Source organism: Streptomyces sp. NPDC039423, from assembly GCF_055598725.1.
This window is the reverse complement of the sequence record NZ_JBVKAH010000003.1, coordinates 528,603-551,558: the sequence shown is the minus strand read 5'-3', so window position 1 is coordinate 551,558 and position 22,956 is coordinate 528,603. Positions and strand designations below refer to the sequence as shown.

Annotated in this window: 13 protein-coding genes; 9 read left to right on the top strand and 4 right to left on the bottom strand. The window is 75.5% G+C overall.

What is annotated here, in order from left to right:
• Window positions 1-104 precede the first annotated feature (104 nt).
• A complete protein-coding gene (locus tag ACZ7LK_RS13200) occupies window positions 105-7,697 on the top strand; it encodes an SDR family NAD(P)-dependent oxidoreductase (protein WP_471140322.1) in 7,593 nt (2,530 codons plus the stop codon).
• 69 nt (window positions 7,698-7,766) lie between these two features.
• Here the strand turns inward: ACZ7LK_RS13200 and ACZ7LK_RS13195 are convergent, their stop codons facing one another.
• Window positions 7,767-8,561, bottom strand: a complete 795-nt coding sequence (locus ACZ7LK_RS13195; protein WP_392272786.1) for a VOC family protein — start codon at window positions 8,559-8,561, stop codon at window positions 7,767-7,769.
• Between the two features lie 146 nt (window positions 8,562-8,707).
• Complete coding sequence (locus ACZ7LK_RS13190) at window positions 8,708-10,396, bottom strand: FAD-binding oxidoreductase (RefSeq protein ID WP_392272787.1); 1,689 nt, start codon at window positions 10,394-10,396, stop codon at window positions 8,708-8,710.
• Between the two features lie 102 nt (window positions 10,397-10,498).
• On the opposite strand from ACZ7LK_RS13190, the gene ACZ7LK_RS13185 reads away from it, so the two are divergent.
• Complete coding sequence (locus ACZ7LK_RS13185; RefSeq protein WP_392272788.1) at window positions 10,499-11,047, top strand: DUF2165 domain-containing protein; 549 nt, start codon at window positions 10,499-10,501, stop codon at window positions 11,045-11,047.
• A 144-nt stretch (window positions 11,048-11,191) separates the two neighbouring features.
• Window positions 11,192-14,335: an AfsR/SARP family transcriptional regulator gene (locus ACZ7LK_RS13180; RefSeq protein ID WP_471140319.1), complete on the top strand. Its 3,144-nt coding sequence runs from the start codon at window positions 11,192-11,194 to the stop codon at window positions 14,333-14,335.
• 64 nt (window positions 14,336-14,399) lie between these two features.
• Here the strand turns inward: ACZ7LK_RS13180 and ACZ7LK_RS13175 are convergent, their stop codons facing one another.
• On the bottom strand, window positions 14,400-14,996 hold the full coding sequence (locus tag ACZ7LK_RS13175; RefSeq protein ID WP_392272790.1) for a Type-2Aa cytolytic delta-endotoxin: 597 nt from the start codon (window positions 14,994-14,996) through the stop codon (window positions 14,400-14,402).
• A 144-nt stretch (window positions 14,997-15,140) separates the two neighbouring features.
• Between ACZ7LK_RS13175 and ACZ7LK_RS13170 the strand changes: the two genes are divergently transcribed.
• From ACZ7LK_RS13170 to ACZ7LK_RS13160, 3 genes are all read left to right on the top strand, one after another.
• On the top strand, window positions 15,141-16,091 hold the full coding sequence (locus tag ACZ7LK_RS13170; protein ID WP_392272791.1) for a glycoside hydrolase family 5 protein: 951 nt from the start codon (window positions 15,141-15,143) through the stop codon (window positions 16,089-16,091).
• A gap of 233 nt (window positions 16,092-16,324) precedes the next feature.
• Window positions 16,325-17,155 (top strand): ammonia-dependent NAD(+) synthetase, encoded by an 831-nt coding sequence (nadE, locus tag ACZ7LK_RS13165; RefSeq protein WP_469463452.1) that lies wholly within the window; start codon window positions 16,325-16,327, stop codon window positions 17,153-17,155.
• Window positions 17,156-17,246: 91 nt separating this feature from the next.
• Window positions 17,247-17,990, top strand: a complete 744-nt coding sequence (locus ACZ7LK_RS13160; RefSeq protein ID WP_469463453.1) for a PIG-L deacetylase family protein — start codon at window positions 17,247-17,249, stop codon at window positions 17,988-17,990.
• On the opposite strand, the gene ACZ7LK_RS13155 is transcribed toward ACZ7LK_RS13160, so the two are convergent.
• Window positions 17,980-19,431, bottom strand: coding sequence for a pyridoxal phosphate-dependent aminotransferase (locus tag ACZ7LK_RS13155; RefSeq protein ID WP_471140316.1), 1,452 nt, complete (start codon window positions 19,429-19,431; stop codon window positions 17,980-17,982). The genes ACZ7LK_RS13160 and ACZ7LK_RS13155 overlap by 11 nt on opposite strands.
• A gap of 201 nt (window positions 19,432-19,632) precedes the next feature.
• On the opposite strand from ACZ7LK_RS13155, the gene ACZ7LK_RS13150 reads away from it, so the two are divergent.
• From ACZ7LK_RS13150 to ACZ7LK_RS13140, 3 genes are read left to right on the top strand one after another with little or no spacing between them, the layout of a single operon-like run.
• Entirely contained in the window at window positions 19,633-20,610 is a 978-nt protein-coding gene (locus ACZ7LK_RS13150; protein ID WP_392272795.1) for an NADPH:quinone oxidoreductase family protein, read from the top strand.
• Complete coding sequence (locus ACZ7LK_RS13145; protein ID WP_392272796.1) at window positions 20,607-21,788, top strand: acyl-CoA dehydrogenase family protein; 1,182 nt, start codon at window positions 20,607-20,609, stop codon at window positions 21,786-21,788. Before ACZ7LK_RS13150 ends, ACZ7LK_RS13145 begins: the two co-directional genes overlap by 4 nt.
• Window positions 21,767-22,843: an acyl-CoA dehydrogenase family protein gene (locus ACZ7LK_RS13140; protein ID WP_471140313.1), complete on the top strand. Its 1,077-nt coding sequence runs from the start codon at window positions 21,767-21,769 to the stop codon at window positions 22,841-22,843. The genes ACZ7LK_RS13145 and ACZ7LK_RS13140 overlap by 22 nt, the downstream gene beginning before the upstream one ends.
• Window positions 22,844-22,956 lie beyond the last annotated feature (113 nt).

Below are 22,956 nucleotides of genomic sequence, written 5' to 3'. Positions count from 1 at the left end.
GCGGAGTCCGGCGTGTGGGGCGGGCGTCTTCCGCCGACGGCCGTAGGTTGCAGTGCCGAGCACCGTGCCGACCACGGCCGTCGATTTCTACGGGAGGCGTATTCATGGGATTTTCCGACGTCGAGGGTCGCGGGCCCGCCGTCGCCGTGGTCGGTGCCGGATGCCGGCTCCCCGGGGACATCGCCGACCTGGCCGGACTGTGGAGCGCCCTGGACGACGGACGCGACCTCGTGGGCGAGGTCCCCGACGACCGTTTCGACGTACGGAGGTTCGTCGACCCGGCCGCGCCCCGGCCGGGGAAGTCGTACACGGCCGCGGGCGGATTCCTTTCCGACATCGCCGGGTTCGACGCCGCCTATTTCGGCATCTCACCCAGAGAAGCGGCGCAAATGGACCCCCAGCACCGGCTCTTGCTGGAATTGGCGGTCGAGGCCCTGGACGACGCCGGAATTCCCGCCTCTTCACTGGCCGGATCGGACACCGGCGTATTCATCGGAATGTCCGACCATTCCTACGGCACGCTCCAGCTCTCCCTCACCGACGACGTCGACCCCTACACCATGCTCGGCGCGGCGAGCGCGCTCGGGGCGAACCGCCTGTCGCACGTCCTCGATCTGCGCGGACCCAGCATGGCCATCGACACGGCCTGCTCCTCCTCGCTCGTCGCGCTCGACCGCGCCTGCCGCTTCCTCGCCGAGGGCGGCGGCCGCGCCGTCCTGGCCGGCGGCGTCAACATCCTGACCGGTCCGCTGTGTTACGTGGGCTTCGCCCAGGCCGCCATGCTGTCGAAGCGGGGGCGGTGCGCCGCCTTCTCCGCCCGGGCGGACGGCTTCGTACGCGCCGAGGGCGGGGGAGTGGTCGTCCTCAAGCGCCTGGCCGACGCCCTGGCCGACGGCGACCGCGTCCACGCCGTGATCCGCGGCTCCGGCACCAACTGCGACGGCCGGACCCAGGGCGTGGCCCTGCCCAGCGCGAGCGCGCAGGAGCGACTGCTGCGCACCGTCTACGGCGAGGCGGGCGTGGACCCGGACGACCTGGTGTACTTCGAGGCCCACGGCACGGGCACCCAGGCCGGTGACCCCGTCGAGGCCCGCGCCGTCGGCAACGCGCTGGGGCGGCGGCGCGGCGGCGGAGCGCTGCCGCTCGGCTCGGTCAAGTCGAACCTCGGGCACCTGGAACCCGCCTCCGGCGTGGCCGGACTGTTCAAGGCCCTGCTGGTGCTCCGCCACGGACACGTCCCCGCGTCCCTGCACGCCTCGCCGCTCCACCCGGACATCGACTTCGCGGGCCTCGGACTGGCCCCGGCCGTCGAGCCGCACCCGGTGACGGTGACCGAACGGTCCGCCGTGGGCGTCAACTCCTTCGGGTTCGGCGGTGCCAACGCCCACGTCGTGCTCACCCCGCCGCCCGCCCCCGCCCCGCTGCCCCGGCAGGCCACCCCCGCGGACGGCCGGCCGCTGCCGGTGCTCGTCTCGGCGCGGTCGGCACGGGCACTGCGCGAGGCGGCCGCCCGGGTCTCCGAACGCCTCGCCACCGCCGGGCCGGAGGAGTTCTACGACCTCGCCCGCACAAGCTGCCTGCGGCGGGACGCGCACCCCCACCGCGCCGTCGTGTTCGCGACCGGCGCCCCGGAGGCGGCGGCGCGGCTGACGCACCTGTTCGGGGGCGACGAGGGCCCGGAGGCCACGCCCCGGACGGCCGCCACCGGCCCGGCCGACTCGGCCGACTCGGCCGACTCGGCCGAAGCGGTCCGTTCGGCCGGCGCGGTCGGGGAGGCGACCGGGCCCGGCGGCGTGACGTTCGTCTTCTCCGGCAACGGCTCGCAGTGGCCCGGCATGGCCGCCGACCTGATGGCACGCGAGCCGGTCTTCCGGGCGGCCGTCGACGAGGCGGACACGGCCCTCGCCCCCCACCTCGGCTGGTCGGTGGCCAAACGGCTGGAGACGGGCGAGGCCCACCGGTGGGAACGCACCGAGATCGCCCAGCCGATGCTGTTCACCGTGCAGACCGCCCTGGTCGCCCTGCTCGCCGACCGCGGCGTGCGCCCCGCCGCCGTCATCGGGCACAGCGTCGGCGAAGTGGCCGCCGCCCACACCGCCGGGGCACTGGACCTGCCGTCCGCCGCCCGCGTGATCGCCGAGCGCAGCCGTGCCCAGGCCGCCACCACGGGCAGCGGGCGCATGGCCGCCGTGGGCCTGGGCGAGGCGGACGCCCTGGCGGCCATCGCCCCGTACGAGGGCCTCCTGGAGATCGCCGGGACCAACGGCGCCCGGGACGTCACCGTCGCCGGCGACCCCGACGCCCTCGCCGACCTCGGCGACCGGCTCGCCGCCCGCCAGGTCTTCTTCCGCGACCTGGACCTCGACCACGCCTTCCACAGCGCCGCCATGGACCCGCTGCGCGAACCCCTCGCGCACGCCCTCACCGGCCTCACCCCCACCGCCACCCGCCTGCCGATGATCTCCACCGTCACCGGCGCCCCCGTGCGGGGCGAGGAACTGACCGCCGACTACTGGTGGCGCAACGTCCGCGAACCCGTCCGCTTCGCGCGGGCGGTCGAGCACGCGCTCACCGACGGGCCCCGCGTCGTCCTGGAGGTCGGCCCCCATCCGGTGCTGCGCCCCTACGTGCGGCGCGCCACCGGTGCGCACGCCCCGGTCGCGTACGTCCCGACCCTGCACCGCGACTCCGACGGCGTGGCCGCCGTCGCCGACGCCCTGGCCGCGCTCGCCGCGGCCGGCGCCGGCGTCGACTGGAACCGCCACTTCCCGCACCCCGCCCGGCCCGCCGACCTCCCGGCCTACCCGTGGCAGCGCGAACGCCACTGGAACGGCACACCGGAGCAGTGGGTGCTGCGCACCGGCGGCGACGGCCGCGTCGACCACCCCCTGCTCGGCGAGCGGATCCCGGCACCGCAGCCCCTGTGGTCCGGCGCCGTCGATCCCGCCCTGGTCCCGTGGCTCGCCGGGCACCGCGTCTCCGGGACCGTCGTCATGCCCGCCACCGGGTACGTGGAGATGGCCCTGGCCGCCGGCCGGCGCACCGGAAGCAGCCCCGTCGAGGTGTCCCACCTCCGCATCGAACGCCCGCTCGCCGTGCCCTGGCCCGACCCCGGCCGGCTGCGGACCCAGGTGACGCTGACACCGGACGACGGCATCCTCACGATCACCAGCACCGACGCGCGCGCCGCCGAACCCCGCGCCCATGTACGGGCCCGGGTGCGCGCCCTGCTCGACCCGCGCCCCGAACCCCTGGACCCCACCGCCGTGCGCGACCGGTGCCGGCGCACCGTCACCGGCCCCGACCACTACCGGACCTGCGAGCGGGCCGGCCTGTCCTACGGGCCCGCCTTCCAGGTGCTGACCGAACTGCGGGTGGGACGCGGCGAGGTGCTCGCCGCCTACCGGCACGCCCCCGCCGGCGACGGGCGCGAGCCACGGGAGTACGAGGTCCACCCCGCCCTCCTGGACGGCGCCCTGCAAGCCGGGGCACCCCTGCTGTACGACGACCCGGCCGCCCGGTCGGCCCACCTGCCGTCCGCCGTCGGCGCCGTACGCGTCTGGCGCACCCCCGCCGCCACCGGCCTGGTGCACGTCCGCGAGCGGTCCCGCACCGCCACCGACGTCTGCTGGGACGTCACCGTCACGGACGACGACGGCACCGTCACCGTGGAGATGGAGGGCTGCCGCCTGCGCCGGCTCACCGAGGCCGACCCCGCGCCCCTCATGGTCCGCCGGACCGAGTTGCGCGCCGCCCCCCGGCCCGGCGACCCCGCGCCCTCGGCACCCCCGCCCACGCCGTCCGGCCTGGCCGCCGCGGCCGCCGAGCGGATCGCCGCGCTGCGCACCGCCTGGCGGGACATGCCGCACGACCGGTTCTCCACCCGGGCGAAGGAGGCCCTCGCCCACGTCTGGGCCGAGGTGCTGGACGGCTTCCTGCCCGGCCCGGGCACGGCCTTCGACACCCGGACGCTCATCCGCTGCGGCCTCCGGTCCAGGCACCGTTCGCTGGTGGACCTGATGCTCCCGGCGCTGGAGCGGCACGGTCTGCTCGCACCGCTCCCGGACGGACGGTGGTACCTGACCGACCGGGTCCGCCGGGGCGGGGAACTCCTGCGCGCCCTCGTCTCGGACCACCCGGCCTTCAGCGCGGAGGCCGCGCTCTGCGCCCGGCGGGCCCGGCACCTGGACGCGCTGCTCCGCGGCACCCGGGACCCCATGGAACTGGTGGCCGCCGACGCGATCGCCCTGGAACACGTCTACGACCTGTCGCCGGTGACCCGGTTCCACAACCGCATCGCCCAGACGCTGGTGCGCTCCCTGGTCGCCGCCTGGCCGGCCGACCGGCCGCTGCGGGTCCTGGAGGTCGGCGCCGGAACGGGTGGCACCACGGCCGCCCTGCTGCCGCTCCTCCCGCCGGAGCGCACCCACTACACGTACACGGACGTCTCCGCCGCCTTCCTCACCCGCGCCGAACACCGCTTCGCCGCCTACGACTTCCTCGACCACCGCACCCTCGACCTCGACACCGACCCCACCGCCCAGGGCTTCCCCGAAGGCGCGTACGACCTGGTCGTCTCCGCGCACGCCCTGCACACCACCACCGACCTGACCGCCGCGCTGCGCCGGGTCCGCGCCCTCCTGGCGCCGGGCGGGCTGCTGCTGGCGCTGGAGCCGCACGACCCGGAGGAGCTCAGCGGTCTCTTCGGCACCCTGGAGAGCTTCTGGCAGCGTGCGGACACGCACCTGCGGCCCCACTCCGTCCTCCTCGCCCGCGACCAGTGGCCGCCGCTGCTGGCCGAGTGCGGTTTCACCGACGTCGTCGTCACCGGCGACGACCGGCGCCCGACGGGCGAAAGCTGCTCCGTGCTCCTCGCCGCCGCCCCCACCGGCGACCCGGCCCCGCCCCCGCCCCCGGCCGCCCCGGGACCGGACACCGCCTGGGCCGTCGCCGTCGAGACCGACGAGGAGAGCGAGGCCGGCCGGGCGCTGGCCGACCGCCTCCGGGAGGCGACCGGAGCCTCGGCGGACGGCGCCTCAGCCTCCGGCCCGGCCGCCGCCGTCCTGACCGCCGCCGCCGGTTCCGCCCCGGAGACCCTCGCCGGGCTGCTGGCGTCCGGCGCCCGGGAGGTCACTCTCGTCCTGCTGTTCGCCGCACCGGAGACCGACCCCGTCCGGTTGACCGCCCAGGCCACCCGCCGGACGGCCCTCCTGCGCGACCTGGCCGGGGTCTGCCGGGACGGCCTGCCCGAGGACGTCACGCTGCGGCTGTGGCTCGTCACCCGGCCCAGCGGCCTCTTGCCCGCCCCCGAGAACCCCGCCTTCCCCGGCGACGCCGCCGTGTGGGGCACGGCCCGCACCCTCGCCAACGAGCAACCCCGGCTCGGCATCCGCCGGGTCAGCCTGGAGCGCGGCGACGACCTCGGGGCGGACGCCCGGCGACTGGTCGCCGAGCTGCTCGACCCCGGCGACGAGGACGAGATCGTGCTCACCCGGGGCGGCCGCTTCGTCCCGCGCGAGAGCCACGCCCGGCCCGGCCTCACCCGGTCCGCCGCACCGGCCGGGCCCTTCACCCTGCGCGTCTGCGACCCCGGCCTCGGCTACCGCCTCGGCTGGGAACGCGCCACTCCCGCACGGCCCGGCACCGGACAGGTCACCATCGCCGTGCGCGCCGCCGGGCTCAACTACCGCGACACGCTGACGGCCAACGGGCTGCTGCCCCCCGAAGCGGTCGAAGGCACCCCCACCGCCCTCGGCCCCGGGCTGGAGTGCGCCGGTGTCGTCACCGAGGTCGGCCGCGGCGTGACCCGGTGGGCCGTCGGGGACCGGGTGTACGGGCTCGCCCCCGCCGCGCTCGCCTCGCACACCGTCACCTCCGAGCGGTCTCTGGGCCGGGTGCCCGAGGGAATGGGCTTCGCGGAGGCCGCGACCCTCCCGGTCGTCCACGCCACCGTCCACCACGGTCTGCACCGCCTCGCCCGCCTCGCACCCGGCGAGACCGTCCTCGTCCACGGCGGCGCCGGCGGCATCGGCATCGCCACCCTCCAGTACGCCCGCGCCCACGGCGCCCGGCTGATCGCCACCGCGGGCACCGAGGCCAAGCGGGACTGGCTGCGCGCCCAGGGCGTCGCCCACGTCCTGGACTCCCGCGGCCTGGACTTCGCGCCCGAGGTGCGCCGCCTCACCGACGGCACCGGCGTCGACGTCGTGGTGAACTCCCTGGCCGGCGAGGCCCTCGCCCGGAGCTTGGAACTGCTGCGGCCCGGCGGGCGCTTCGTCGAACTCGGCAAGCGGGACATCCTGGAGGACAGGCCGCTGCCGATGCGCCCCTTCGACCGCAACATCGCCTTCTTCGGCGTCGACCTCAACACCCTGCCGCTGGACGCGCCCGGCAACGCCGGCCTCTTCGCCGAGGTGGCCGACCGGGTGGCGGCGGGCACCTACCGGCCGCTGCCCTACACCGCGTACCCGGCCGCGCGCGTCGAGGAGGCCTTCCGCCTCCTCCAGCACTCCCGCCACACCGGCAAGGTCGTCGTCACCTTCGACCCCCTGGACGAACCGGTCCCGGTCACCACCGGACCCGACGAACCGTGCCTCGACCCGTCCGGCACCTACCTGGTCACCGGCGGGCTCGGCGGCTTCGGCGCCGCGACCGCGAACCGGCTGGCCCGCCTGGGCGCCGGGCACCTGGCCCTGGTGAGCCGGCGCGGGGAGCGGGCCCCGGAGGCGGAAGCCGTCCTGGCGCGCCTGGCCGAACGGGGCGTACGGGCGACCGCGTACGCCGCCGACATCACCGACCCGGACGCCGTACGGCGCCTGTTGCGGGACGTCGACGCCACCGGCCACCCCCTGCGGGGCGTGGTGCACTGCGCCATGCACCTGGACGACGCGCCCCTGACCGAGCTCACCGACGAACGGACCGCCGCCGTCCTGGCACCCAAGACGACGGGCGGCGCCCTGCTGGACCGGCTCACCCGTGACCGGCCGCTCGACCTGTTCGTCGCCTACTCCTCCCTCACGGCCTCCGTCGGCAACGTCGGCCAGGCCCCCTACGCGGCCGGCAACGCCTACCTGGAGGCGCTCGCCCGCCACCGCGCGGCGGCCGGACTGCCCGCCACGACCCTCGCGTGGGGCGCGATCGCGGACACCGGGTACGTCGCCCGCCACGACCTGGAGCACGCCGTCGCGCGCCGCGGAATGGTGCCCGCCGTCCCGGACGAGGCGCTCACGGCGGCCGGCCCGTCGCTGGTCGCCGGCACCGCCGTCGCCGGCGTCGAGCGGTGCGAGTGGGGGCGCGTCAAGGGGCTGCTCCCCCTGCTGGGCGGCGCCCGCTTCCGGGCCCTCGTACCGGACGCCACGGACGACGGCGACCACGCGCGGGCCGACCTGCCGGCGCAACTGGCCCACATGGCGCCCCAGGAGGCCGAGGCCGCCATCACCGCGGCCCTCGTCACCCTGCTGGCGGGCGTACTGCACATGAGCGGCGACGGCATCGACCCGAGCCGCCGGCTGGAGGACTACGGAATGGACTCCCTCATGGGCGCCGAACTCCTCGTCGCCGTCCGCAACCGCTTCGACCTGGCCGTCTCACCCGCCGAACTGATGGGCAACGGCCTGACCCTCGCCGACATCGCCCGCCTCGTCCACCAACGGCTCACCGCCCGCCCCGCCACCCCCGCCCCGGCCACCACCCGCTGACCATCCGTCCCGTCCCCCCCGGGGCCCGGAGACCCGGGCGCCGGGGGAGCGGACCCCCCGTCCGGGGAGTCAGCCCATGGACGGGGTCAGGACCACGAAGTCCGCGCCCGCCGGGTCGACGCAGACGGCGAGGCGGCCGACGCCCTCGGCGTCCTCGGGGCCCATCTGCACCGTGCCGCCCTTCTCCCTGACCTTCGCGATCGTCGCGTCGCAGTCGGCGGAGCCGAAGACCGGGTGCCAGTAGGGGCGGCCGCCGGTCAGGGTGAGCGCGTCGGCGGGGAGCTGCATCAGACCGCCGTGCATGCGCTCGGGAGGCAGCCCGGACGGCGTGATCAGCGAGTACGTCCCGCCGCCGCCCGGCAGGTCCATGTCCTGGGTCTGCCAGCCGAACAGGCTGCCGTAGAACTCCTTCGCGGCCGCCGCGTCGGTCGTGTACAGCTCCGTCCAGCCGAGGCTGCCCGGCCCGTCCACCACGTCCACGCCCTTGGTGCCGCCCGGCTGCCAGACCGCGAACTGGCCACCTTGCGGGTCGGTGTACTGGGCCATCCGGCCCTCACCGCCGGCGTCCATCGGGGCGACCCGGACCGTGCCGCCCGACCGTCGCACGGCCTCGGTGGTGGCGTCCGCGTCGGGCGTGCTGAAGTAGATCATCCAGGCGGAACGGGCGCCCTCCTCGGTGAGCTTCCCGAGTCCGGCGACCGTCTTGCCGTCCAGCCGGAAGGAGCCGTAGTCCCCCTCCTCGGCGCTGAACGGCAGGAACTCCCAGCCGAACACCGAACCGTAGAAATCCGCCGCTGCCGGGACGTCGGGCGCCCCCAGGTCGAGCCAGCAGGGGGAGCCGGGTGCGAAGTCAGTGGTGATCACGGCGCATGCCTCGTTTCGCGGGTCTCACGGAAGTCGCGTACGGCACGAGCCTGGCACCCGCCACCGGCATCCGCCCTCCGGGAGGGACGAACCGGTGAAGCGGCGGACCGGCCGCCGGACCGGCCGCGGGGCCCGGCGGCCGGGGCTCAGAAGCCGTGCGGGTGCCGGAACAGGCGCCCAGGGTCGTACGTCGCCTTCACCTTCGCCAGCCGGCCGGCGTTGCCGCCGTAGTAGGCGCGGCGCCAGTCCCGCAACGCCGGGTCCGTGTAGTTCTGGTACGCCTGCCCGCTCGCCCACGGCCGCATCACGTCGTACGTGCCGTCCAGCCACGCCCGGTGGCGGGCCACCGTCGCGGCCGGGGCACGGTCCGGCCAGGAGACGATGTACTGGGCGAGGAAGAGCGCGTCACGGTGGACGAACGCGGTGTCGGCCGCCCGTACCCGGTTCACCGCGCCGCCCATCGCGTCCAGCGCGATGCTGCCCGACCCGCCGCCGCTCAGCCGCGCCAGGCCCTCCACGCGGGAGATCAGCGCCTTGATCCCGGCGGCGGGGACGGGGCGCGTGTAGAAGTCGGAGCGCGCGGTGTACGACTCGCGGGCCACCCGGCCCTGCGCGGTGCGCCCCGGCAGGGTCCCCTTCTGGTGGGCTTGCGGCACGGTCCAGCCGGACACCCCGCCCATGACCTTCATCGCGTCCATGAACGGCCGGGTGCGGATCGACTCCGACCGGGGCGCCGCGCCGATCGCCCCGGCCAGCCGGTCGAGCCGGTTCTCCAGGTCCCGGCGGCCGGTGAGGGCGAGCCCGCCGACCCGTACCGAGCCCGGCCGCCCGCCCACCGGGGCGGCGAGGTGGAGGTTGGCCCAGATGCCGTCCGGCGCGGTGGGCGCCCACCGCTGCCACTCCCGCACCACCGCGGCGGCGCGCGACCAGGGCCAGGAGAGGAAGAACGTGGTGCACTCCGGCGCCGCGTGTGTACGCATCCGCAGCTCCGTGACCACACCGAACTGTGCGTTGCCCGCGCCGCGCAGCGCCCAGAACAGGTCCGGGTCGTGGCGGGCGTCCACGTCCCGTATCCGGCCGTCGGCGGTCACGATCCTGGCACCGGTGACGCTGTCGCTGGTCAGGCCGTACGCACGGCTGACCACCCCTATGCCGCCGCCCAGCGCCAGACCCGCCACCCCCACGGTCGGGCAGGACCCGGCCGGCACGGTTCGGCCGCGGGCGGTCAACCGGTCGTAGACGTCAATGAGTTTGGCGCCCGCGCCGATCGTCGCGGTCCCGCCCGTCAGGGAGACGGACGCCATCCGCTGGACGTCCACGACCAGCCCCGGACCGGACGACCAGCCCGCGTACGAGTGCCCACCGCTGCGCACCGCGACCGGTACCCCGTGCCGGCGGGCGAACGCCAGGCAGCTCCGGACGTCCTCGGGGCGCGCGCAGTAGGCCACTCCGGCCGGACGCACCCCGTCGAACCGCGGGTTGAAGAGCGTACGGGCCACGTCGTAATCACGGTCGCCCGGCCGGACCAGCGTCCCGTCGAGCCCCTTGGCGAGCGCCGTCCAGTCCGCCGCCCGGGGCGGGGCCGGCGCCTTGGCCGCGCCCGCCGTCCCGGCTCCCGCGCCCGCCGTCCCGGCTCCCGCGCCCGACGCCCGGGTGCCGGCCGTCCCCGCGAGGAACGCCCCCGAGAGCACCGCGGCGGCACCGGCGCCGAGCAGACGGCGACGGCCCGGAGCGCCGCCCGGATCCGTCCGCGCCGCCGCGCCGCTGTCCGCGCCCGTCCTCGTCCCCGTCGTCGCCCTGTCCGCCCGCCGTGCCTTCGCCGCCGACTCGTCCATCGTCCGTTCCCCACTGCCGTGTTGACCTGTCGCAGGGAGGATGATGGGAAGGAGCGGCGCGGGGTTGCCCGCGACCGGCCGACCGATGAGGGGGATCTCGACGTGGCAGGCACCACCGAACGCACCGGCACCACCCCGGCCGACCGGCTCCTCCGGCTGGGCACCCCGCCCGTCGCGGCAGCCGTGCTGACCGCCACCGTCGCGCTGTCCATGGTCCTGGTGGCCTTCGGCAACATCACCGACTACGGCACCAACCAGCAGTTCGTCCGGCACGTCCTCGCCATGGACACCACCTTCAGGGACCCGCAGCTCATGTGGCGGGCCGTCACCTCCCCGGCCCTCCAGAACGCCGCGTACCTCGCCATCATCGTGTGGGAGGTCCTGACCGCCGCCGTGCTCGTGCTCGCCACCTGGCTGTGGGCCACCGGCCTGCGGCGGGGCATCCACGACCGCGCCCGCCGGGCGAGCACGCTCGGCCTGGTGATGGTGCTGCTGCTGTTCGGCGCCGGCTTCTTCGGCATCGGGGGCGAGTGGTTCGCCATGTGGCAGTCATCCGACTGGAACGGCCTCGACTCGGCGCTGCGGTACGTGGTGCTGGCGGCGTTCGCCCTGCTCACGGTCAACCTCCCCGGCACCCGCGACCGGCACTGACGGCGGCGCGCGGCAGCGGCGCGTCACGAGGGCGCGACCGGGGCGCGTGAGGGCCCGCGGGCGGAAAGTCCGGAATCAGCCTTGGGCCCGAGGCCGTTGGCGGATAGGCCGGTGTCCGACACAACCGTGACGGAGGCGGGTCGGGTGGCTGTGCGGTTCGGGGTTCTGGGCGCCGTCGAGGTCCGGCACGACGGCATGCCGGTGGAGGTGGGGCACGTGCGGCAGCGGCTGGTCCTCGGGGCGCTGCTCCCCGATGCCGACCGGGTCGTGCCCGCCGACGTACTGGTGGACCGCGTATGGGGCGACCGTACGCCCCGGCGCGGGCGGGAGGCGCTGTACGGGTACGTCTCACGGCTGCGCCACGCGCTGGCCGGCACCGGGGCGGTCCTCCGCCGGGAACGCGGCGGCTACCGGCTCGCCGTGGACCCCCGTACGGTCGACCTGCACCGGTTCCGCGCCCTCGCGGGGCAGGCCCGGGCGGCGGACGGGGACGGGACCGCGCTGGCCGCCTGGGAGGAGGCACTGGCGCTGTGGCGGGGGGAGCCTTTCACCGGGGCGGACACCCCGTGGTTCAACGCCCAGCGGGAGGTCCTGGAGCGGGAACGGCTGGCCGCGCGGATCGAGTTGGTGGACGTGCGGCTGCGGCTGGGGCAGCACGCCCGGGTGCTGGGCGAGTGCGCCGCCCGGGCGGCGGAGCACCCGCTGGACGAGCGGGTGGTCGGGCAGCTCATGGTGGCCCTGCTCCGCAGCGGTCGCCAGGCGGAGGCCCTGGAGTGCTTCGAACGGACCCGGCGGCTGCTGGCCGGTGAGCTGGGGGTGGACCCGGGAGCGCCGCTGCGACGGCTGCACCGGCGGATCCTCACCGCCGACCCCACCCTCACCGCCGCCCCGGCGCCCATCCCGGGCCCCGGCCAGGACACCGGCCCGGGCCCCGGCACGGACCTGGACCCGACCCCGGCCTCCGGCCGTCCACCGGACGCGCCCACCCCCGCCCCCGCCGCCGCCCCACCCGCGCCGCGGCCGGTGGACGGCGGCACCGGGGAGGCGCCGGAGGACCGGCCGGGGGCGAGTGCGCGGCAGCCCCTGCCACGGCTCCTGCCACCCGCGCCGCCCGTCTTCGTGGGGCGGGAGGAGGAGATCGCCCGCGCCCGCCGGCTGCTGGGGCGAGGCGGCTCCGGTCCGGTGACGCTGCTGGTCACCGGGCCGGCCGGGGTCGGCAAGACCGCCTTCGCGGTGCGTACCGGCCATCTGCTGGCGCCCCGCTACCCCGACGGCCAGCTCTACGCGGACCTGCGGGGCTTCGGCGACGGACCGGCCGAGCCGTTCACGGTGCTGGGCACCTTCCTGAGGGCCCTCGGCGTCCGGGGCGGGGCGGTGCCCACGGAGGCGACCGGGCGGCTCCACCTCTACCGCAGCCTGCTGGCCCAGCGGAAGATCCTGGTGGTCCTGGACAACGCCGCCGACGCCCTGCACGTCGACGACCTCCTCCCCAGCGGCGACGCCTGCGGCGCCGTCGTCACCAGCCGCACCACGCTCGCCGGCCTCGGCGGGCACCGGCTGCCCCTCGGCGTGCTCGATCCCGCCACCGGCCTGACCCTGCTGCGCGAGATGCTGGGCGCCGACCGGACGGCGGCCGAGGCGGAGTCGGCGCGGTCCATCGTGGAGACCTGCGACGGCCTCCCCCTCGCGGTCTGGGTCGCCGGGGCCCGCCTGGCCGCCCGGCCGCACTGGCCGCTGGCGAAGGTCGCCCGGGCGCTGGCCGACGAGCAGCGCAAGCTCGACGAACTGGCGGTGGGTCACATCGCCGTACGGGCCAGTCTCGAACTCACCTACCGGGGCATGGACCGGACGAACCGGCACGCCCTGCGGATGCTCGCCCTGCTGCCCGGACCCGACTTCGCCGCCTGGGCCCTGGCCGCCCTGCTGGACCTCGACCTGCGCCGCGCGGAGGCCGTGCTGGACGACCTGGTGGAGGTCCACCTCATGGAGGCCGGCCCGGCCGGCGGCGCCGGGACGCGCTACCGGCTGCACGACCTGGTCCGGCTGCTGGGCCGGGAGCGGGCGGAACGCGAGGACCCGCCGACGGACCGCACGGCCGCGTTCGGCAGGCTGCTGGACGCGAGCCTGCACCTGGCCGACCTGGCGGCGGACACCCTGAGCGTCGACTTCCAGGGCATCTCGCACCGGGACCTGGCGTCCTGGCGGTTGTCCCCTGAGGACGTCGACCAGCTCCTCGCCGACCCGCTGGCGTGGTTCACCGACGAGCGCCAGTTCCTCATCGACGTGGCGGACCGGGCGCTCGACGGCGACGGGATCGCCCCGGCCGCCGCCCTGGCCACCACGCTCACCACGCTCTTCCAGGTCGGCAGCCACTTCGACGACTGGGAACGGCTCCAGAGCCGCGCCCTCAAGGCGGCGCTGAGCGCCGGCGACCGGCGCAGCGCCACCCAGCTCCACCGCTGCCTCGGCGAACTCACCACCGTCCTCGACCGCTACCCGGAGGCGCTGGACCACTTCGAGCAGGCCCTGCGGCTCGCCGACGGAGAGGGCCCCGCCCACCGGGCCGGCGCCACCGCCGGGCTGGCGTACGTCCACCGGCTGCTCGGCCAGTACGCCTCGGCCGTGCGGTACTTCGACCGGGCGGCGGAGCTGGCGCGCACGGCGGGGAACGTCAACTGCCTCGTCTACGCCACCAACGGCATCGGCGTCATCGACCTCGAACAGGGGCGTGTGCGGGAGGCGATGGAGCGGTTCACGCAGTGCCTGCGGGCGAGCCGGGAGGCCGGCTACCGGCCGGGCGAGGCCCAGGCCCTGCGCTGTCTGGGACAGAGCCACCGCGCGCTCGGCGCCCTCCAGGAGGCGGCCGACTGCTTCCGGCGGGCCGCCTCGATCAGCGAGGGCCTCGGCGACCGGCTCGGCGCCACCCACGCCACCTGCTGGCTCGGGGACGTCCTGGTGCGCCGGGGCGCCCACCGGGAAGGGCGCCGGCTGCTGGCCCGGACCCTGTGGACCTACCGGGAGTTCGGCAACGTGTGGGGCGAGGCGGCGACGCTGTACGCGCTCGCGGAGGCGCAGCTCGCCGCCGGCCGCCCGGAGCGGGCCCGCCGCCGCGCGGAGGCGGCCGTGACGCTGTGGCGGCGGATCGGGTCCCGCACCTGGCTGGCCGTCGGCCTCGACACCCTGGCCCGGACGCACGCCCTGGCCGGTGACCCGGAGGGCGCCGCCCGCGCACGGGACGAGGCCGCCGCGCTGCGGGCGGCGGCCATGGACGGCGCCCGGGAGCGGTGAGGCGGGACGCCGTGCCCCGCGCCGAGCGCGTAGCCACGACGGCCCGCCGGCGGCCGGGGGGCGGTCAGTCCGCCAGGGGCGGGGTCCGCCGTACGGTGATGGCGTTGACCCGGATCGTGTACGGGGCGGTGTCCTCGACCGTCAGGGTCCGGACGTCGTCCGGGCCGAGGGCGACCGTCACGTCGGCACAGAGGGCGACGGCGTACACGGAGCCCTCGGTCTCCTCGTCCTGGAGGGCGAACAGCAGGTTGTAGTAGTAGCCGGTCGCGTCCGGCTCCTCCCGGTAGAACGACAGATGGGTGCCCGTCTGCCCGTACAGCCCCACGAAGGCGTCGGTGAGGGCCCGTTCGGTCCGGTCCCAGAAGGCGGGGTTGGCGAACGGCCGCGGCAGGGCCTGGCGTACCGCCTCCCGCAGGGAGAGGACCATCACGCTCACGGGCGCGGTCTCCTGGAGGCCCCAGCCGCGGACGATCCTCACGGTCGAGCCGTCGGGGATGCCGTGCGCCGCCCGGCTGATCTCGCCGAAGTCGAAGTCCACCGTCGCGGGGGCGATCGCGTGCTGGAACCGGGCCTCGATGCCCCGCGCCTGCTCCATGAAGGACGATCCCACCTCGAAGACCGGCCGGAAGGTCGTCTTCTCGGCGGCGATCCGGTCAACCATGGCTGCTCCTAGCAAGTCGGAAGTGATCGCGCCCGGTCGCAGTATGCCGTTCCGCCGCCCGGCCGCCGCACGGGCGTCCGGATGCCGGCCCGGAGGACCCGCCCGCCGCCACCGCGCCCGGCAGGCGGGGCGGATCATGGAACGGTGAACAGCTCACCCGCCCCCACCGCCGCGACCCCGGTCGCCGTCCACGGCAGGCTTCAGGTTCGCGGAACCAGGCTCTGCGACCGCCACGGCAGGCCCGTCCAACTGCGCGGCATGTCCACCCACGGTCTTCAGTGGTACCGCCACTGCCTCACCCGCGAGTCCCTGGACGCCCTGGCCACCGACTGGAACGCGGACGTCCTGCGCCTCTCCCTGTACGTCCAGGAGGACGGCTACGAGACCGACCCGCGCGGCTTCACCGACCTGGTGCACTCCCTCATCGAAGAGGCCTCCGCGCGCGGGATGTACGCCATCGTCGACTGGCACGTCCTGGACCCCGGCGACCCCCACCACAACCTGCGCGACGCCACGGCCTTCTTCACCGAGATCGCCCGGCGCCACGCCGGCAAGGAGAACCTGCTCTACGAGATCGCCAACGAGCCCAGCGGCGTCGGCTGGTCCCGCATCAGGAGCTACGCCGAGGAACTCGTCCCCGCCATCCGGGCCTTCGACCCGCACAGCCCCGTCCTCGTCGGCACGCGCGCGTGGTCGTCGTTCGGCGTCTCCGAGGGCTCCGACGAGAACGAGGTGGTCCGCGACCCGGTCCGGGCCTCGAACATCATGTACACCTTCCACTTCTACGCCGCCTCCCACGGCGAGGAGTACCTCCGGACCCTCTCCAGGGCGGCGGACGAGCTGCCCGTCTTCGTCACCGAGTTCGGCACCCAGGACCACGCGGGCGAAGGTGCCGACGACTTCGCCATGGCGCAGCGCTACCTCGACCTCATGGCCCGGAAGGGGATCGGCTGGGTCAACTGGAACTTCTCCGACGACCACCGCTCCGGCGCGGTCTTCCAGCCCGGCACCGGCGCCCGCAACGGCCCCTGGGCCGGAACCGCCGCCCTGAAGCCGGCCGGTGTCTGGATCCGCGACCGGCTCCGAGCGTCCTGACCGCCCCCGGCCGGCCCCCGGCCGTCCGCACCACCGGCCCCCCCCGCCCGCACGGCTCCCCGTCCGCACGCCCCGCCGTGCGCGCGGGGCGCGGGGCGGGGCCGTCGCCGGGCCGTCGGCGCACGTCGCCGCCCTCCCCCTTTAGAGTGCTCGTGTCCCCTGCGCGCGTCCGCGGCCCCGGCCCGGTCGCGCGCGCCCGCCGTGCCCACGGGCCCGACCGAGGAGCAGCAGCCGTGACCGACCTGGCGCCCATACCGACCCAGCGCGAGATCGCCCGCGATCTCGGGGTGAGCGAGTCCTTCGACGCACAGCAGGAGATCGAGCGCCGGGTGGCCTTCCTCGCCGACCGGCTCCTCTCCACGGGCCTGCGGTCGCTGGTGCTGGGCATCAGCGGCGGCGTGGACTCCACGACCACCGGCCGGCTCTGCCAGCTCGCCGTCGAGCGGGTGCGCGCCACCGGGCGGGAGGCGACCTTCTACGCGATGCGGCTGCCGTACGGCGTCCAGGCCGACGAGAAGGACGCGCAGCGGGCGCTGGAGTTCATCCGCCCCGACCGGGTCCTGACCGTCGACGTCAAGCCCGCCAGCGACGCCGCCCTGGAGGCCGTACTGGCCGGTGACGCGGTCTTCCGGGACGCGCACCACCAGGACTTCGTGCACGGCAACATCAAGGCCCGGCAGCGCATGATCGCCCAGTACGCGGTGGCGGGCGCGCACGAGGGTCTGGTCGTCGGCACGGACCACGCCGCCGAGGCGGTCTCCGGCTTCTTCACCAAGTTCGGGGACGGCGCGGCCGACCTGGTGCCGCTCACCGGGCTCACCAAGCGCCGGGTACGGGCCGTCGCCGAGGCCCTGGGGGCGCCGTCCGAACTGGTGCGCAAGCCCCCGACGGCCGACCTGGAGTCCCTGAACCCGGGCAGGCTCGACGAGGAGGCGCTCGGCGTGACGTACGACGACATCGACGACTTCCTGGAGGGCAGGCCGGTCGACGGGGCCGCCCACGAGGCCATCGTGAACCGCTACCGGCTCACCGAGCACAAGCGGCAGCTCCCGATCGCCCCCTGAACCGGCGCCGCCCGCCGTCCGGTTGCGGTGTCCGCGACCGGTCGGCGGGACGTCCCGCCCCGGGGACGAGCACGCCCGTAGGCTGGCGGCCATGACCGATCATGTGAACGACCAGCTCAAGCCGATGCCCGAGGACTGGCGGCGCGCCCTCGCCGTGGTCGCCCACCCCGACGACCTGGAGTACGGGTGCTCCGCGGCCGTCGCCGCCTGGACGGACGGCGGCCGGGAGGTCGCCTACGTCCTCGCGACCCGCGGCGAGGCGGGCATCGACACCCTCGACCCCGCGACCTGCGGGCCGTTGCGGGAGCGGGAGCAGCGGGCGAGCGCGGCGGTCGTGGGCGTCTCCGAGGTGGAGTTCCTGGACCACCGGGACGGTGTCATCGAGTACGGCCTGGGGCTGCGCCGGGACATCGCGGCGGCGATCCGGCGCCACCGCCCCGAGCTCGTCATCACGCTCAACCACCGTGACACCTGGGGCGGGGTGGCCTGGAACACCCCGGACCATGTCGCGGTCGGCCGGGCCACCCTCGACGCGGCCGGTGACGCGGGCAACCGCTGGATCTTCCCCGAGCTGACCGAGCGGGGGCTCGAACCCTGGAACGGTGTGCGCTGGGTGGCCGTCGCGGGCTCGTCCACGCCGACCCACGCCGTCGACGCGACGCCCGGGATGGAGCGCGCCGTCAGGTCGTTGCTGGAGCACCGCGCCTACATCGAGGGGCTGACCGACCAGGACCCGGAGGAGTACTGCCGGTCCTTCCTCACCGCCAACGCCCGGACCGTGGCGGAACGCTTCGGCGGGCGTCCGGCCGTGGCGTTCGAGCTGTTCAGCCGCTGACGAGCCGGTCCACGGCCGCGGTGCCGGAGGAGGTGTACCCCCGGGCCATCGCCATGGGGCCGACCGCCGGCGCCGCGGGCGCGGCCGGGGCGGCGGGGACGGTCGCGGCGGCGGGTGGCGCGGCGGCGGGCCGCGACGGCGGCGGCACCAGGACCGGTGCCGACGCGGGCACGAGCTGGAGGCCGTGCGGCACGCCCGCCACCGCGAGCGGGGTGCCCCCGACCGGCGTGCCCGCCACCGCCGGTGCCGGGAGGGGCGGCGCGGCGAGGGACGGCGCCGGCAGGGGAGCCGGCCGCACCGGGCCCCCGTACAGCACTCGCTCCAGCGCGGACACCAGCCGCCCCACCTCCTCCGGCGGGCGGACGACCAGCCGCAGGAACCGGCTGGAACTGCCCAGCTTGTTGCCGCACTCCCGCACCAGTACGGAGTGCTCGGTCAGCAGCCGGTCCCGCAGTGCCGCGCCGTCCACGCCCACCGGCAGTCGTACGTAGACGAAGTTGCCCTGCGAGGGGTAGACGGTCAGGCCCGGCAGGCCCGAGAGCCGGACGGTCATCTCCTGCCGGTCCTGCCGGGAGCGGCGCAGACTCTCCTCGTACTCCCGGCCGTGCTCCCGGAGCATGAACACCACCGCCTCGGCGAAGGAGTTGAGGTTCCACTTCGGCAGCATCGAGCGGATCAGCCCGGCGATCGCCGGGTTGGCGACGAGGTAGCCGAACCGCACGCCGTGCAGGCCGAAGTTCTTGCCCAGGCTGCGCAGCACGATCACATTGGGCCGCAGCACCGCCTCGTCGGCGATGCTCGTCGCGGCGGCCGCGTCGGAGAACTCCAGGAACGACTCGTCCACCACCACCAGGTCCAGGTCCTGGAGGGCGTCGCACAGCGCCAGCACCTGGTCCTTGGCCAGCAGCCCGCCGTCCGGGTTGTTGGGGTTGCAGATGACGGCCGTACGGGACCCCCGGGTGCGGATGAAGCGTACGAAGGCGTCGGGATCGAGCCGGAAGCCGTGCGCCTCGGGCAGCAGCATCATGTCGACGCGCTTGCCCGTCTCCATCGGCTGGTCGGTCCACCGCCCGAAGGTGGGCACCGGCACGGCGAGGGATTCCCGCACCAGCAGGTGGTCGATCCAGGTGATCAGCTCGGTGGAGCCGTTGCCCATGGCGACGGTCTGCGGGTTGAGTCCCAGCGTCTGGCACAGCTCGGCGGTGATGGTGTCCGCGCTGCTCGGGTAGTACGTGAGGATCTCTCTGAGGCGTCCGCCCAGCCGCTCGAACATCGCGGGGGTGGGGAAGTAGGGGTTGCAGGGGATGCAGAAGTCGGTGATCCGGCCGGGCGCCCCGCCCCCGCCTCCGCCTCCGCCTCCGCCTCCCGCCCGGTCCAGCATGGCGATCGAGGGGCTGTGCGCGGTGGACGCACGGAAAAGCGTGGTGATGTCGCCGGCCATGGATCTGCCCTCCCTGCCCGAGGAAGGCCCGCACGGGGGAGTGAGGGCCGCCGATCCATACGGATCCGGCCGGGACCCTGTTCAACCGGTGACGGCACCGCCGGGCGGGCGGCGAGGTGTTCCCAACCAGGCAAGCGACCGCTTAGTATGCGGTCCAGTGCGACCCAGCGCGGTACTGCCCGACTCTTGTGGAGGCCCCCGATGCAGGCATGGCGAGTACACCGGAACGGCGAGCCGGGCGAGGTGATGCGGTGCGAAGAGGTGGACCGGCCCGTGCCCGGCGACGGGCAGCTCCTGCTGAAGGTCCTGGCCGCGAACATCAACTTCCCCGACGCCCTGCTGTGCCGCGGCCAGTACCAGGTGCGGCCGCCGCTGCCGTTCACCCCGGGCGTGGAGATCTGCGGCGAGACCGAGGACGGCCGGCGCGTGATCGCCACGCCCGCCCTGCCGCACGGCGGACTCGCCGAGTACGTCGTCGCCGACGAGGCGGCGGTCCTGCCCGCGCCCGACGCGCTCGACGACGCGGAGGCCGCCGCCCTGCACATCGGCTACCAGACCGGCTGGTTCGGGCTGCACCGCCGCGCGGGCCTGGAGGAGGGTGAGACGCTGCTGGTGCACGCCGCCGCCGGCGGGGTCGGCAGCGCGGCCGTCCAGCTCGGCAAGGCGGCCGGGGCGCGGGTCATCGGCGTCGTGGGCGGCCCGGACAAGGCCGCCGTCGCCCGTGAGCTCGGCTGCGACGTGGTCGTCGACAGGCGTACGGACGACATCGTGGCGGCCGTCAAGGAGGCCACCGGGGGCCGGGGCGCGGACGTGGTCTACGACCCGGTGGGCGGCGACGCCTATGCCAAGTCCGCCAAGTGCGTGGCCTTCGAGGGCCGGATCGTGGTCGTCGGCTTCGCCAGCGGCGACATCCCCGCCCCCGCCCTCAACCACGCCCTGGTGAAGAACTACACGATCATGGGCCTGCACTGGGGCCTGTACAACCAGAAGGATCCCGGGGCGATCCGCCGCTGCCACGAGACACTCACCGCGTACGCCGCCAAGGGCCTGATCAAGCCGTTGATCAGCGACCGGGTCGCCTTCGCCGACGCGGCCGCCGCGGTGCAGCGCGTCGCCGACGGCACCACCACGGGCCGGCTGGTCGTCCTCCCGCCCGTCCGGGAAGGAGCCGCACGATGACCGACACCGCCGAACTGCGCCGCCGAGTCCAGGAGTTGGTGGCCGCGCACCCGCCCGCCACCACCGGCCGCACCGAGTTCCTCCGGGCCCGTTTCGACGCCGGCCTCGCCTGGGTGCACTACCCCGCCGGACTCGGCGGGCTCGGCGCGCCCCGCTCCCTCCAGAGCGTCGTCGACGCGGAACTCGAAGCCGCCGGCGCCCCCGACAACGACCCGCGCCGCATCGGCATCGGCCTCGGCATGGCGGCCCCCACCATCCTCGCGTACGGCACCGAGGAGCAGAAGCGGCGCTTCCTGCGGCCCCTGTGGGTGGGCGAGGAGGTGTGGTGCCAGCTCTTCAGCGAGCCCGGCGCCGGCTCCGACCTCGCCGCGCTCGGCACCCGCGCCGTCCGCGACGGGGACACCTGGGTCGTCAACGGCCAGAAGGTCTGGACGTCCAGCGCCCACGTCGCCCGCTGGGCCATCCTGATCGCCCGCACCGATCCCGACCTGCCCAAGCACCGGGGCATCACCTACTTCCTGTGCGACATGACCGACCCCGGCGTCGAGGTGCGGCCGCTGCGCCAGATCACCGGCGAGGCGGAGTTCAACGAGGTCTTCCTCACCGACGTGCGCATCCCCGACACGCACCGCCTCGGCGAGGTCGGCGACGGCTGGAAGGTCGCGCAGACCACGCTGAACAACGAGCGCGTCGCCATCGGCGGCGCCCGGATCCCGCGCGAGGGCGGCATGATCGGCCCCGTCGCCCGGACCTGGCGCGAGCGCCCGGAACTGCGCAGCCACGACCTCCACCAGCGGCTGCTCGACCTGTGGGTGGACGCCGAGGTCGCGCGGCTGACCGGGGAGCGGCTGCGCCAGCAGCTCGTGGCGGGCCAGCCCGGCCCCGAGGGCAGCGGCATGAAGCTCGCCTTCGCCCGCCTCAACCAGCAGATCAGCGGCCTGGAAGTGGAACTCCTCGGCGACGAGGGCCTGCTGTACGGGGACTGGACGATGCGCCGCCCCGAACTCGTCGACTTCACCGGCCGCGACGCCGGCTACCGCTACCTCCGCTCCAAGGGCAACTCCATCGAGGGCGGGACGAGCGAAGTGCTGCTGAACATCGTCGCGGAACGCGTCCTCGGGCTGCCCGCCGAGCCGCGCAACGACAAGGACGTCGCATGGAAGGACCTGGCGCGATGACGGACCTGCTCTACTCGGAGGCCGAGGACGACCTGCGCGCCGCCGTGCGCTCCCTGCTCGCCGGCCGGGCCGCCCCCGCGGACCTGACCGGCCGCGTCGAGGACGCTGGCTTGCACGACCCGGCCCTCTGGAAGGCCCTCGCCGCCGACATGGGCGCGGCCGGGCTCCTGGTCCCCGAGAAGCTCGGCGGGCAGGGCGCGTCCCACCGTGAGGCCGCCGTCGTGCTGGAGGAGCTGGGCCGCGCGGTGACGCCGGTCCCGTACCTCACCAGCGCCGTCGTCGCGACCGAGACGCTCCTGGCGGCCGGGGCCGGCGACCTCGCCGGAGAACTCGCCACCGGCCGCACGGTCGCCGTGCTCGCCGTCCCGCTGTCGGCCGGGCCCGGCCACGAGCCCGCGAGCACCGGGACGGTCACCGGCGTCGCCGACGCCATCCGCGCCGACGTCCTGCTGGTGGTGCGGCCCGACGGGCTGTACGCGGTCGGCGCCGGGGACGCCACGATCACCCCCCGGACCCCACTGGACCTGACCCGCCCGCTCGCCGACGTGGCCGCCACCACCGGCGGCACCCGCCTCGCGGACGCCGCCACCGCCCGCGAGGCGGTGCGCCGCGGCCTGCTCGCCGGCGCCGGGCTGCTCGCCTCCGAGCAGCTCGGGGTGGCCGAGTGGTGTCTGGAGGAGACCGTCCGGCACACCCGCGAGCGCCACCAGTTCAACCGGCCGGTCGGCTCCTTCCAGGCGCTCAAGCACCGGATGGCGCAGCTCTGGCTGGAGGTGGCGGGCGCCCGTGCCGCCGCCCGCAACGCCGCCGACGCGCTGGCCACCGGCAGCCCGGAGGCGCCGCTCGCGGTGGCCGTCGCCCAGGTGCACTGCTCGCGGGTCGCGGTGCACGCCGCCGAGGAGTGCGTCCAGCTTCACGGCGGCATCGGGATGACCTGGGAGCACCCTGCCCACCTCTATCTGAAGCGGGCCAAGTCCTCCCAGAGCGCCCTGGGGTCGGCGGGACACCACAAGCAGTCCCTCGCCGATCTGGTCGACCTCCCCGCCCCGGCGTGACCGGGTAAGGACCGCGGTAGGCACCCACCCCTCTACATGCTGTTTAATTGCGAATCGTTCGCAACAACGGTTGATCTTCAGTAGCTGTTTCCCGGCTGCTCGACGAGGGGTGT